10 protein-coding genes, 1 tRNA gene and 1 pseudogene are annotated in these 12563 nt (G+C 39.3%); 8 read left to right on the top strand and 4 right to left on the bottom strand.

The features are described 5' to 3' along the window. Nucleotides 1-271: 271 nt before the first annotated feature. The 5 genes from ACIQXP_RS01985 to ACIQXP_RS01965 all read left to right on the top strand — a co-directional run bounded on the left by ACIQXP_RS01985 (nucleotide 272) and on the right by ACIQXP_RS01965 (nucleotide 4417). Entirely contained in the window at nucleotides 272-1432 is a 1161-nt protein-coding gene (locus ACIQXP_RS01985) for a 1-deoxy-D-xylulose-5-phosphate reductoisomerase (RefSeq protein WP_293744430.1), read from the top strand. Between the two features lie 29 nt (nucleotides 1433-1461). Continuing rightward, nucleotides 1462-2850 carry an RIP metalloprotease RseP gene (gene rseP / locus ACIQXP_RS01980; RefSeq protein WP_090981990.1) on the top strand — a complete coding sequence of 463 codons (1389 nt, stop codon included), beginning with the start codon at nucleotides 1462-1464 and terminating at the stop codon, nucleotides 2848-2850. An 83-nt stretch (nucleotides 2851-2933) separates the two neighbouring features. Continuing rightward, the gene (gene hscB / locus ACIQXP_RS01975; protein ID WP_293744429.1) at nucleotides 2934-3467 is read left to right on the top strand and encodes a Fe-S protein assembly co-chaperone HscB; all 534 of its coding nucleotides are present in this window, start codon (nucleotides 2934-2936) and stop codon (nucleotides 3465-3467) included. A 488-nt stretch (nucleotides 3468-3955) separates the two neighbouring features. Next, a complete protein-coding gene (locus ACIQXP_RS01970; RefSeq protein ID WP_387504220.1) occupies nucleotides 3956-4249 on the top strand; it encodes a DUF3817 domain-containing protein in 294 nt (97 codons plus the stop codon). Nucleotides 4250-4337: 88 nt separating this feature from the next. After that, a tRNA-Leu gene (locus tag ACIQXP_RS01965) sits at nucleotides 4338-4417 on the top strand. Between the two features lie 728 nt (nucleotides 4418-5145). Here ACIQXP_RS01965 and ACIQXP_RS01960 read toward each other — a convergent pair. Next, nucleotides 5146-5907: pseudogene (locus tag ACIQXP_RS01960) on the bottom strand (recombinase family protein); the annotation flags it as partial. Nucleotides 5908-5921: 14 nt separating this feature from the next. After that, the gene (locus ACIQXP_RS01955) at nucleotides 5922-6167 is read right to left on the bottom strand and encodes a hypothetical protein (protein WP_387504221.1); all 246 of its coding nucleotides are present in this window, start codon (nucleotides 6165-6167) and stop codon (nucleotides 5922-5924) included. Nucleotides 6168-7019: 852 nt separating this feature from the next. Here ACIQXP_RS01955 and ACIQXP_RS01950 point away from each other — a divergent pair. From ACIQXP_RS01950 to chrA (ACIQXP_RS01940), 3 genes are all read left to right on the top strand, one after another. Then, on the top strand, nucleotides 7020-7874 hold the full coding sequence (locus tag ACIQXP_RS01950) for a chromate resistance protein ChrB domain-containing protein (RefSeq protein ID WP_387504222.1): 855 nt from the start codon (nucleotides 7020-7022) through the stop codon (nucleotides 7872-7874). Between the two features lie 62 nt (nucleotides 7875-7936). Further along, on the top strand, nucleotides 7937-8530 hold the full coding sequence (gene chrA, locus ACIQXP_RS01945) for a chromate efflux transporter (RefSeq protein WP_387504223.1): 594 nt from the start codon (nucleotides 7937-7939) through the stop codon (nucleotides 8528-8530). Next, nucleotides 8413-9693, top strand: coding sequence for a chromate efflux transporter (gene chrA, locus ACIQXP_RS01940; RefSeq protein WP_387504513.1), 1281 nt, complete (start codon nucleotides 8413-8415; stop codon nucleotides 9691-9693). The genes chrA (ACIQXP_RS01945) and chrA (ACIQXP_RS01940) overlap by 118 nt, the downstream gene beginning before the upstream one ends. Before the next feature lie 325 nt (nucleotides 9694-10018). On the opposite strand, the gene ACIQXP_RS01935 is transcribed toward chrA (ACIQXP_RS01940), so the two are convergent. Both ACIQXP_RS01935 and ACIQXP_RS01930 read right to left on the bottom strand, forming a co-directional pair. Continuing rightward, nucleotides 10019-11782 (bottom strand): alpha-L-fucosidase, encoded by a 1764-nt coding sequence (locus ACIQXP_RS01935; protein WP_387504224.1) that lies wholly within the window; start codon nucleotides 11780-11782, stop codon nucleotides 10019-10021. 470 nt (nucleotides 11783-12252) lie between these two features. Beyond that, nucleotides 12253-12432, bottom strand: a complete 180-nt coding sequence (locus ACIQXP_RS01930; RefSeq protein WP_387504225.1) for a hypothetical protein — start codon at nucleotides 12430-12432, stop codon at nucleotides 12253-12255. Between the last annotated feature and the right edge of the window lie 131 nt (nucleotides 12433-12563).

Genomic DNA, 12563 nt, shown 5'->3' with positions numbered 1-12563 from the left:
TCATTTCGAGCGAAGTGTAACGCAGTCGAGAAATCTGTCTAGATAGATCTCTACATTCCGCTGCGCTACAGTCGATATGACGATTGCTCAACAGATGCTTTTCAGAATGACAAAAATGGTCGTGTGATGGCATGAATAAATAAAGCTTAATTGATTTGAGCAAACTGTATTAAAGAATAGTTAGCGCTTCAGTTCATGCTTTAATGAAACTAAATGCGAGAATGGTTCGTGAGGACACGTACCAGGGCGGTTATAACAATGTAAAAACGATTTGAAAAGAATAACCATATTAGGCTCTACAGGGAGCATAGGTACACAAGCTTTGGAAGTTGTCAGGGATCATCCCGGAGTTTTTAAAGTAGCGGTGTTATCAGCACTGAAGAATTCTTTATTACTCATTCAGCAAGCAAAGGAATTTAAGCCTGCAGTTGTTGTAATTTGTGATGAAAGCAAATACAACGAAGTTAAAGAGGCTTTGCATGGCCTTGATATAAAAGTTTTAGCGGGCGAAGCCGCCTTGTCCGAAGTTGCGGCTTATCCGGATAGCGATGTTGTGCTTACGGCTTTAATGGGGTCGGTAGGGCTTAAACCTACTATTGCAGCTATAACAGCGGGAAAAAATATCGCGCTTGCAAATAAGGAAACCCTGGTGGTTGCAGGCGAACTGATTACCCAACTCGCAGCTGAACACCAGGTTAAAATTTTACCGGTTGATTCGGAACATTCGGCCATATTTCAATGTTTGGTGGGGGAAGAACAAAATGAAATCGAGAAGATTTATTTAACCGCATCTGGAGGGCCATTTTTAGGTAAAACAAAGGGTTTTTTATCAGCTGTAAAAAAAGAGCAGGCCTTAAAACATCCCAACTGGGTAATGGGTGCAAAAATTACCATTGATTCTGCATCGTTAATGAACAAAGGTTTGGAGGTAATTGAAGCTAAATGGCTGTTTAATCTCGAGGTAGATCAAGTTGATGTAATTGTTCATCCTCAATCAATCATTCACTCCATCGTTCAGTTTACCGATGGTTCGATGAAAGCCCAGATGGGCGTCCCTGATATGAAACTGCCGATCCAGTATGCATTAAATTATCCCGATAGGCTAAAAAACAATTTTAAGCGTTTTAATTTCTTAGATTATCCGACTTTCAGCTTTGAAAAGGCAGATATGGAAACATTCAGGAATCTGAACCTCGCATTTGCTTCCTTGAGAAAGGGAGGGAACATGCCCTGTATTTTAAATGCGGCGAACGAAATTGTGGTCGCGGCATTTTTGGAAGATAAAATAGGTTTCCTCCAGATGAGTGATGTAATTGAACAGTGTATGGAAGAAATTGATTTTATAGAGAAACCACAATTGAACGATTTTTTAGAAACTGACAAACATAGCCGTATCTTAGCCGGCAGATTAGTAACAAAAAGTAAAGTTTAACATCTAACATAAAAATTTTATAAGCGAATATGAACGGATTGATTATGGCGGGGCAACTGCTGCTTGGATTGTCTTTATTGGTAATATTACACGAATTAGGACATTTCTTGGCAGCCAGAGCATTTGGTATTAAAGTAGAAAAGTTTTATTTATTTTTTGATGCATGGGGTTTCAAACTTTTCAGTTTCAAAAAAGGTGATGTTGAATATGGGGTGGGGTGGTTGCCACTTGGAGGATATGTGAAGATTGCCGGGATGATTGATGAGAGTATGGATACCGAACAGATGGCGCAGCCTGCACAACCTTGGGAGTTTCGTTCTAAACCAGCCTGGCAGCGTTTAATCGTAATGCTTGGGGGAATTATCGTAAACGTAATTGTAGGTATTTTCATCTTTTGGATGTTAACCTTCAACATCGGGCAAAATTATACGGTCAACAGTAAACTCAATGATGGTATTTCTGTAGGCACAATTGGTAAGGAAATCGGTCTGAAAAACGGAGATAAGATTTTAGCCATCAATGGCAATAAACTTATCCGCTTTGAAGACGCGATATCGAGCAAAGTATTATTTGATGGTGCACAATTAACTATTTTAAGAGATAATAAAACACTTTATATCTCCGTGCCGGATACCATTCTAAATAAAATATCTAAAAATGATAAAGAAAATTTTATCTCTCCAAGGTATACCATGGAGCGTGTGGAAAAGGTAAGTGCACCTGATGAGAAAGCAGATAAGCCATCATTTTTTGATAATTTATTTGGAAAAAAATTCGAGAAACCTGTATATCCGGCATATACTGCTGGTATTAAACCGGGCGACAGTATTTTGGCCGTGAATGGAAAACCAATCACTTTTTTCGATCAGTTTAAAGAAGAAGTTTCTGCGAATAAGTTAAAACCCATTACGGTTAAGGCCTTGCGCAAAGGAAAAGAAATCACTTTCAATCTTAAAGTAAGTAAAGAGGGTACAATCGGAATTATTCCTAACCTGAAAATGCCTGAAACTGCACATGTAGATTTTGGATTTATAGAATCGCTTCCGGTAGGCGCTAATATGGCCTGGAGTACATTTGTAGACAATGCTAAAGGTATCGGAAAAATGATTACCGGTAAATTGAGTGCACGTAACATCAGCAGTCCGATCGGTATTGCAAAGGTGTATGGCAGCACTTTCGACTGGGTTAAATTCTGGACGCTAACAGGGTTGATCTCTATGGCTTTGGCATTCATGAATTTACTGCCTATCCCAGGCTTAGATGGTGGACACGTGGTGTTTCTTTTGATCGAGATGGTACAGCGTAAGCCTGTAAGCGAAAAGGTGCTTGAAAGGGCTCAGATTGTGGGTTTCGTTATCCTGATCTGTTTAATGGTATTTGCCTTTGGTAATGATATTTTAAAATCTTTCGGTAAGTAAAAGCAAATTTATATTATTGCCGCGGATGAGCAGGTCTTTTAGTTGATCTGTACATCTGCGGCTTTTTAATTTTAACATACCTCATGAGTGTAGCAGCATCAGATATTAATTATTTCGATTTTTACGAATTACCAATTCAATTTTATCCGGATCAAAATATAGTAAAAGCAAAGTTTTATGCTTTGAGCAAACAGTTTCATCCTGATTTTTATGCCAATGAAAGCGAAGAAAAGCAGCAGGAAGTACTGGAATTATCCACATTGAATAATAAGGCTTATCAAACGCTCAGCAATGCTAAGAAACGCTTAAAATACGTATTGGAATTAAAGGGTATCGTAGCAGCTGATGAATCCTATCAACTGCCGCAATCTTTTCTAATGGAAATGATGGATATTAATGAGGCTTTAATGGATTTGGAATTTGAGCCAGATACAGACAAGCGCACGAAGGTAAAACTTGATGTTGAGACGATAGAAAAAGATTTAACTAATGAGCTACAGGTGCTGACGAAGCAGTTCGACAGCAATCCAAAAGAAGCTGATGCGCTGTTGCCTGCTATCAAAGATAATTTCTACAGGCAAAAATACATTGACAGGATCAGGGAGAAATTAGCTTGATGATAACGAGTTAAAAGTCCGGGGTCTGGGGTCCGAAGATATGTTGTAATAGCCAGCTGACGGGCTCAGTGTCCTCTGCGCCTTCACTCTGTATATTCGGTGGTAAAAGATGGGGGTGGTCTGAAAGTCCGGGGCCGAAGATATGTTGTAATAACCAGCTGACGGACTCAGTGTTCTCTGTGCCTTCACTTAACGTGCTCGGTGGTAAAGATGGGGGTTGGTTTGAAAGTCCGGGGTCTGAGGTGCAATTTCTGAAGATTTGGAGTAATAACTGGAGAATGCGCTCGGTGTTTTTTGTGCTTTAACTCTTTGACCCCTGTGGTTAATATACAATTGATACTCAACCGGGTTTCGGAAAGGTGATCGTCTGAACCGTAAACCTTCAACCTTAAAACCCTCTACCTCATAAAACACTCTATTGTAAAATCATTTTTTACTTTTTGTTAGAAAAAAGCTTTGTTTTATTTTCGGAACAAACAATCAGATCAATGAACAGCTCCCTTTCTATTTTTCGCAAAGTAGCCGTAGCAGAAGGCATATCCTACCTGCTTTTATTATTTGTAGCCATGCCGATCAAATATCTTCTTCATTATAAAGAGGTAGTTAAATATACCGGTTGGCTGCACGGTATTTTATTTATAGCCTACATTGCCTGCCTGATTATGGCCTGGCAAGAGCAAAAATGGAAATTCGGTAAAGCTGTTTTGATTTTTTTTGCATCACTCTTACCATTTATGCCCTTTGTGGTTGATCGCAAATTAAAAGACGAAAGACCAAAATAATTGCTGTTCAGTAAGTTAAAATTAAATGAAAATAATTTTGGGAATTAAGGTTTCATTATCTACATTTGCAACCCCGTCCAATACGAATGCCCAGCTGGCGGAATTGGTAGACGCGCTGGTCTCAAACACCTGTGGGAAACCGTGCCGGTTCGACTCCGGCGCTGGGTACTAATCGGGCTCATGCCCGAAACCTTGAAGGGTTGCTCGTTAAAAAGCAGCCCTTTTTGTTTGATTTTCAGTATGTTATCATTGAACGTTGGATCAATAAAAGCGGTTCTAAACATATCATCACCCCATACCAGATTATCTTTGAACACACCTCTCATTAGCGTATGCTTCTGTGTGATGTTGCTCTTCTCATAGATTTCATAAAGATTCCCCACACTTGGTAGAAGCCTTTCCACCAACTCATCTTCATCTCTTATTTTTGATGGTTTATTTTTATTCAAAGAATATTCGAGTACTGCTTTTTCTTCCTTAAATTTTTGAAACCAAGTTTGATATGTTGAACTTTCAATTTCGTTATTCATTAACCGTTCCTCAAGCTTATAAATCTTTTCATTTAATTCATGGAGCTTTTTTATTTTTTGAGAGTGCTGCTCTTTTTTAAGTTTTATCGGCTCGATCAAAAGTGCTTTGGCAGTTTCCTTGACAAACTGGATCTGATGAGGCGAAAAACTAAGTCCACGCAGTACTGATTCTATTGCATCATGTAATCTGCCTCCTGCAAGATTATAGTTTGTATGTTCAGTACACCGGTAGTAGAGATAATAATTAGTCCTTCCCTTAGTATAACCCGCAGTCATTCCCTTTCCACACCAGCACTTCAATATTCCTCTCAAAGGAAAGTTTTCTGATGGTTGTATCCTCGTCCTTCTTTTGCTTTTGTTCATCATGTTCTGTACCAGCCAGAATTCAGCATCGGCTATTATTGGGAGATGAATTGACTTTACGTATTTTTCTGGCAGATCTTGAAAGGCAGGTACTTTGATTAATCCAGCATATATGCAATTACTTAAAATTTCCTGAATCGCAGATTTACTCGTTCTGGTAAAGCCAAGTGCTTTAACATTCTTGTAAATTAAATATTGTGGAATTCCCTGAATATATTCTCTAAAAATTCGTTCTACAATCAATGCTTCTCCCTGGTGTATCTCAATTAGATTTTTTCGACTTCCGTCAATAATATTCCGATAGCCATATGGTGCCCTACCCAGATATCTCCCGCTTTCCTTCGCATTTCGTACTCCTTGTTTAGTTCTCTTCCTAATATTAAATAATTCCTTATTAGCCATCATGTAGTCAAATGCACGTTTCATGAAAACATCTGGGTCAGAAGTATCGAGATCAATTCTTTCATTTGTAGATAAAACTTTTACACCATACTTGGTTTCAAGTTCTCCGATTTTCATCAAGGCTTCAGGAAGATTTCGGCTAAATCTATCATGGTCCAATACAATGAGATAATTGCACTGACCTTTATAATTCTTTAGATAAGATTCTAAAGCCCGATAGTCTGGTCTATCAAAAGTGTAACTTGACTCTCCGTTGTCTTTGAATAATCCGATTAAGTTTAGATTGTTTCGATTGCAATACTGTTTAATAGATGATTCCTGATACTCAAGTGATTTGGATTGGTCCTTTGTACTCAATCTCATGTAGCCAATAGCATTCATAATTCTTCTGTTATAATTATCTCTACAATGATGTTTGCTATTAAAGTTAGTAATATTTCTTCCTCTTTACTAATGTTGTTATGTGTTTTTTTATGCTTTTTATTTCCAAAACTTTTATCGAGATTCTCAATTAAAAGAATTGGTCTCAACGGGACGCATGATCGATAAGTGTCTTGATTATTCGTTGTAGATTGAATACTATCTGAAGAATCCATGACGTTTTTGGAAAAATTTTCTTTCATAAAGTAACTTTAAGAATCAAAAATACTCCACTATATTTCCTGAAGTTGACACTTTTTCAATGTTGTTAATGATTTTTATAATTGTTTGGCCCGATGTATTTAGCTGTTATGTGTTTTAAACCAAAAATGCAAGACTTATGAGCACCTTAAAGCCAAATTAGTTGTGTTTTCTAAATATTTTCGCTCCTTTATAAGGACTTATCTTTTTAGTCTTGATATTCTGGTTTATCGGTGTGCTTTTGCTGTATGACTGTAACCGTGGTTGCCATTTTAGAGACTGATTTTAACCTGAAAAGGCTTTGGCAAAAGTGATGAACGACAGGTTGCAAAATGCAGCTAGAGATCTTGAGCGCGTTCATTTAAAATCGTTATTTGGTAGAGGTTTTCAGTCTGATGACCTTATAATATACTTTAGCTACAACCCAAAGTATAAGATTAGGTTTCGGATCGTAAACGATGTGCCTGCGGATATTGAATATTTTATTGCTGAATGTTGTGGTAGGTTAGGCTATATTCTATGGCGGGCGAATGCGATAGGGGTTAGCAAAGATGGGACTAATGATTGATAAGGAAAATCAAATGTATTGGAACTTCCTGGCTACCAATAATTTTTTTAAAATTTTTCTATTCATTGTGTTATTTATGCTATAAAAAGAGGTAGATTGAATTGCATTTCCACACTAGTCTTGACTGGGCAAGCCAGCAAATTTTTCTTGTCTGATTTGCAGGAATTAGCCAGAGTTGCAAATCATTTTAAAATTTAATAAACGTTCAATTGCCGGACATAAACTTATAAAAATTTAAGCCGGCATATTTAACCGAACTGACTAACTTTATCAAAAAGCTAGAACAATGAAATGGATTACCAGGGAAAGACCAAAGATCGACCGGATAGCCTGCCCATGGCTAATTAAGCGTTTTATTGATACAGATGCCGAAATTATTTATATCCCTTTTGATCAGGTTCTGCAAAAAGCATGTGAAATTGGAGCGATTCCCTTTGACATCCCTGGAGTTGAGTATAGTCATTATAATGATCAGTGTACTTTTGATTATTTCCTTAAAAAACATCAACTTAAAGATTCAGGCCTGGATCGGATGGCAGCTATTATACGTGGGGCCGATACTGATCGTTTTGATTTCGCCGCGCAGTCTGCGGGACTGTCTGCGATATTTCTTGGGCTATCATGTAATATCACCGATGATCAGGAACTTCTGGAATTCGGAATGAAAATTTATGATGGACTTTACACCTGGGCAAAGCACCTGCACACCCAAAAGCATACCCAATCTCCGGTTGAACACCTGCTGCTCGAGGTGTACCATAAATATTTGAAATCGGGTACATCGAGGAAGGCTCCGGAATGGACAAGGGAGCTCCGGGAAATGATCCAGGACCAGATGGATACCAATATGAGCATGAGTCTTCAACAGGCCTCTGATTCTTTGGAAATCAGTCCAGCCTATCTTTCCAGGGAATTCTCAAAATATTTTGACAACCTTTCGTTTGGAGAATATATACGCAAAATAAGAATCGAAAAGGCGATTGTACTCATTGAAACAACGGAATATTCTCTTACCGAAATTGCCTATTTAACAGGCTTTTCCGACCAAAGCCATTTTAACCGGATCTTCAAAAAGCAGATAGGAGAAAACCCCTCTTTTTTTAGAAAAAGACTCAACAAAGGTAAAAAGGATACAAAATAGTAAATAGCGTACAATTTTACGAATTTTTTCAGGTGCAATATTGTAACCAAATAATGTTGTCCATGGAAAAAATCACCTCGGTAAATAAACCGTCCTATTCTCTACTCCAGATTGCACTCTATTTTCTTAAGCTCGGTACCTGGGGATTCGGAGGGCCGGTGGCACTGGTCGGTTACATGCAGCGTGACCTTGTAGAGGACAAAAAATGGCTGACCGAGGAGGAATACAAAGAGGGGCTTGCTTTGGCACAATTGGCACCTGGCCCTTTGGCTGCGCAATTAGGAATCTATATTGGTTTTGTGCATTATAGCTTTCTCGGCGCAACCCTAACCGGCCTGGCTTTTGTCGTGCCCTCATTTATTATGGTGGTATTACTGGGGATGTCCTATCAGCTTTATGGAGGACTTGCTTGGATGCAGGCGGTATTTTACGGAGTTGGCGCTGCGGTAGTCGGCATCATCGCCATGAGCGCCTACAAACTGACCATAAAATCCATCAGCAAACTTGAACTTTCAGTTATGAAATCAAAATGGCTGCTCTGGATATTTTACATTGCCGGTATTGTAATTACTGTCATAACCGAAAGGGAAGAGATACTGCTTTTTGTAGCCTGTGGACTATTATATATGGTTATCAAGGCTCCCTCAAATGGCTAAGGAAACCTTCTTCACTTTCGGTAGGGATCCTTATCGGTACGGGTTTCTATAACCACGATAGTAAGACACTTCAGGAAATTGGATGGTTTTTTGCAAAAGCAGGTGCTTTCGTATTCGGTAGTGGGCTTGCGATTGTTCCATTTCTTCACGGTGGGGTGGTGAAGGAATTTGGCTGGCTAACCGAGGGTCAGTTTGTCGATGCGGTGGCTGTTGCTATGATTACGCCTGGACCGGTAGTAATCACTGTAGGCTTCATTGGTTATCTGGTTGCTGGTTTTCCCGGAGCATGTGTAGCGGCCCTGGCCACTTTTCTGCCCTGCTATATCTTTACCGTTGCCCTTGCCCCTTCGTTTAAGAAGATTGCAAAAAATACCAGCATTAAAGCATTTGTAGACGGCATCACGGCAGCTGTAATTGGTGCTCTGGTCGGATCTGTCATTGTTATCGGGTTTCGTTCGATTAAGGATATACCGACAATACTTATAGCAATAGCAGCAGTACTGGCGCTCATTTACAGCAAAAAACTTCAGGAACCTTACATCATTGGTGCTGCGGCGGTCATTGGCCTGCTTATCCGGCAAAACCCTAAATCCCCGGTAGCGCTATTTGCGGTTTATGAACTTGCCAAACCCATATCCAATCCACCCGATTTTCCATCTGCATTCCGATTGCTTGATCCGCTGCTTCAGCAATCACCTCTGGGCAATTCTATTAGTAAAATGATCGTTTCGCATAATTTTTATGTTGTTGGCAATACTTTTCCTGATTTTATGCAGCCGGATGTTACAGGTAAGCTGATCAGAACGGCTGACTTCAGAGGGAAATACCTTTTTGTTGATTTTTGGGCCTCATGGTGTGGCCCCTGCAGGTTGGAGAGTCCCCATCTAAAACGGGCCTTTGATCGCCATAAGAAAGACGGATTAGTTGTTCTCTCCGTGTCAATAGACGATTCCAAAGAGAAGTGGTTAAATGCGATTAAGCAAGATCAAACAGGTGAGTTTCTACATGTAGGGGACATGAAAGGAAGAGAAAATGCTGCTGCGCAACTGTTAAAGGTTAACATGATTCCTCAAAACTTTTTAATTGACCCTCAGGGAAAAATTATTGGAAAGAACTTGCTGGGCATAGAACTTGATGAAATCATGAAGAAAATATACCGCTAAAAATCAACGTTTAATTGACACCATCAGATATTTAACAAAGAGGCTCTTTTAAAAAGGCAGCCTCTTTGTTTGCTAAAAAACAGACTTTTTTTGCCGTTAAGTTTGTTTTATGGTGTTGATTTTTAGTGTTTTATTGTAAATAATTTAGGCTTATTCCTGCACCAAATCCCTTTTTTAAATCTTACTATTATGACCATTTCGAACGACCCTTAATAAGCTTTTGGCAGAAGGCCATTCTTTTTGCATTGTAAACGATATCATTAACCGAATCAATATTCAAAGGATTTTAAATGCTTATACCCGGGTTTGATTACAATTCATAATGTTATGATTCGACCTTAAAAACCAGAGCGGTTGAGAACTTGATATTATCAGGGCATGTTACGATTAAGGCATCAGACTCCTGTTTCCATTGCAAACTCCCACGGTAACCCAACAGGCTGACTTTTTTAACTTTGGCTTTTAAATAATCACTTTGACTGCCCAGTGATTTTATCTTAATTTGCGACCCACCTTCCGGAATCGTCATACTGAAGGTGTATAAAGATCCATCCTTTCCTTTAGTGAATCTAAAATCTTCAGCGCTAAATTTAAAATCAGCATGTCGCTTGTTTAGCGCTCCTCCGGGGATCATCCGTAATTTGCCGTTTTCTTGCTGTCCTTCTCCCGGAATGCGCCAGGCATGACTGCCATAAATGGCATCTCCGTTTCTACGCATCCAAATACCAACCTCTTTCAGCATTTTTGTACTCCCTTCATCCAGCGAACCGTCAGGCAGCAGGGAAATGCAAAGTGCGGCATTTCCATCTCTGGCAATTGCCTCTATTATATAGCGGATCATCATACCGGAATCATACGTGAAATTAGGCGCATAATACCAGTCTCCAACAGGTGCTTCAGCAATCCATGGCTGGTCAGTTTTGATGTTGGCTGGTATCGCGAATTCTTCGGTTGTTACTGTTCCATTAGTTTTGTCTCTGAACTTAACGATACTGAAAGTGTTAACTTTTCCTCTTTTCTGCAAGGTCCTGTTGTAATAATCAGCAATTACATTTTGCATCGCATCCACTTTGTAGCCAGTTCCTGTACCATTACCAGTGAAAGGTCCCTGAACTGTTCCGTCAGTGTATATAAAATCCGGATCATAGTGTTCAGTCACATCCATCATCCGTAGTGCCCATTGGGTCGTGTACCATTTTGCATAGTCGAGGTGCTTAGTGAAGATGCCAGGGTCTGGTGGTGACCAAGGAGAATGAGCCCGCTCCTCTACTCCTTTGTATTCCCTGAGGTCGATACCGTAAAGTCGTTTAGGGTCAAGGCCTTCCCACCATTTTCCCTTCCCATCTTCCATTGTTAAATTTCCATCATAAGGTATGCCTTTTTTGTCACCCGATGTGTCGCTTCCAAAAGCGGTTTGCCACCACCACCATGTATATTCATGGTGGAAGGTTATGCCGTAACGAATATTATTTGCCCGGCACGCCTTGGCCCACTCACCTAATAAGTCACGTTTGGGTCCTATGTTTACTGAATTCCAGGGCTGATAACGGGAGTTCCACAAATCAAAATTGTCATGGTGAACGCCCTGTATCATTAAAAACCTGGCTCCGGCATCCTTGTAAATTTTCGCAAGTTTAGCTGGATCTAGTTTTTTTGGATTCCAACTGTGAAGAACTTCCTTGTAACCAGAATCTGATGGATGACCGTATTTTTTAAGATGATTCTCATAAGCTTTTGATCCTGGGGTATATAATTTTCTGGCATACCAATCTCCACTTTCTCCAGATGCCTGTGGTCCAAAATGAACCCAGATTCCAAATTTTGCATCTCTTAACCAGGATGGATCTCCAGGATAGTTGGCTTCTATAGATTGCCATGTAGGCTTGAAGGGGCCCGGATAAATTGGCAAATCCAGTTTTACTTCAGCAAAAGTATTGATGTCGCCCAATGCTGTGCTGTTTTTTTGTCCCGGAGGTGGAATATTTGGGATGGGAGGGAGTGCCTTTTGCTGGTTGGCAGACTCTTGAGCACTTAATTGATAAAAACAAAATAAAATGAGGAAGCTTGCTATAAAGTTTTTGATTCTCATAATTTGTAAAAAGGGTTTAAGAATTAAATTAAGTCGGGGAAATAGGTTTGCTAGTTGTTAACGTTAATAAACTTCAATATAACATTTATTTTTAGTTGCATAATTTGTTTTTGTATTCTACCAAGACCAACATACAAATATCGCCATTGCAAAAGGACAAGTCGTAGTTACGGGCTGGAGATGATTTATTGATTTTCTTTTATGACCTAATAAGAAAGCTACAAGATCTTAAAAAAAGCTTCACACTGTCCAAAAGAGCCTTCATCCAGATCTATATCACATCCATAAACCGCTTTGTTTATTTTATATTGTTAGTAAATCAAAGTTAGGGCATTACTCCAAACAAATGTTGTACAATCCATACCAGAGTTTGTATAAATCCGACATCTCCGATTCAAAATATTTTTCGAATTCAATTTTCTTCATGATATACCGACAATTCAACCTTAGACCGGAGAATTAACGTATTGCTAAAAGTTTCGTATCGTAGCATAAACACCATAAGCTGTGCTGGTAACCGAGTAAAATGGTGATAATCGGTAAATTTTATCTCCATCTTTAAGAATAAAACTATCGTCACTGATTTTTCTGATATTTTTCAATAAGACATCCCGGTATGGATAAACCGGAGTAGGGTGACCCCGTTTCACCGGAAATAGATTTGATTGACCACTTAAAAAGTAGCTTTTTTATTTTGGGCCTCGTAAATGGCCTGTGGCAAAAGAAGGCTACTAATCTTCCGTTTTTTTATCCTAATTATCATTCCGGAGCATGACAGCCG

It is taken from the genome of Pedobacter suwonensis (genome assembly GCF_044762335.1).
Classification (GTDB): Bacteria; Bacteroidota; Bacteroidia; order Sphingobacteriales; family Sphingobacteriaceae; genus Pedobacter.
This window is presented reverse-complemented; position numbering and strand designations above follow the sequence as displayed.

Excerpts from the sequence above, each read along its gene's own strand:
- rseP (WP_090981990.1), top strand. The coding sequence starts at position 1,462 with ATGAACGGATTGATTATGGCGGGGCAACTGCTGCTTGGATTGTCTTTA.
- hscB (WP_293744429.1), top strand. The coding sequence starts at position 2,934 with ATGAGTGTAGCAGCATCAGATATTAATTATTTCGATTTTTACGAATTA.
- ACIQXP_RS01970 (WP_387504220.1), top strand. The coding sequence starts at position 3,956 with ATGAACAGCTCCCTTTCTATTTTTCGCAAAGTAGCCGTAGCAGAAGGC.
- ACIQXP_RS01955 (WP_387504221.1), bottom strand. The coding sequence starts at position 6,167 with ATGAAAGAAAATTTTTCCAAAAACGTCATGGATTCTTCAGATAGTATT.
- ACIQXP_RS01950 (WP_387504222.1), top strand. The coding sequence starts at position 7,020 with ATGAAATGGATTACCAGGGAAAGACCAAAGATCGACCGGATAGCCTGC.
- chrA (WP_387504223.1), top strand. The coding sequence starts at position 7,937 with ATGGAAAAAATCACCTCGGTAAATAAACCGTCCTATTCTCTACTCCAG.
- ACIQXP_RS01935 (WP_387504224.1), bottom strand. The coding sequence starts at position 11,782 with ATGAGAATCAAAAACTTTATAGCAAGCTTCCTCATTTTATTTTGTTTT.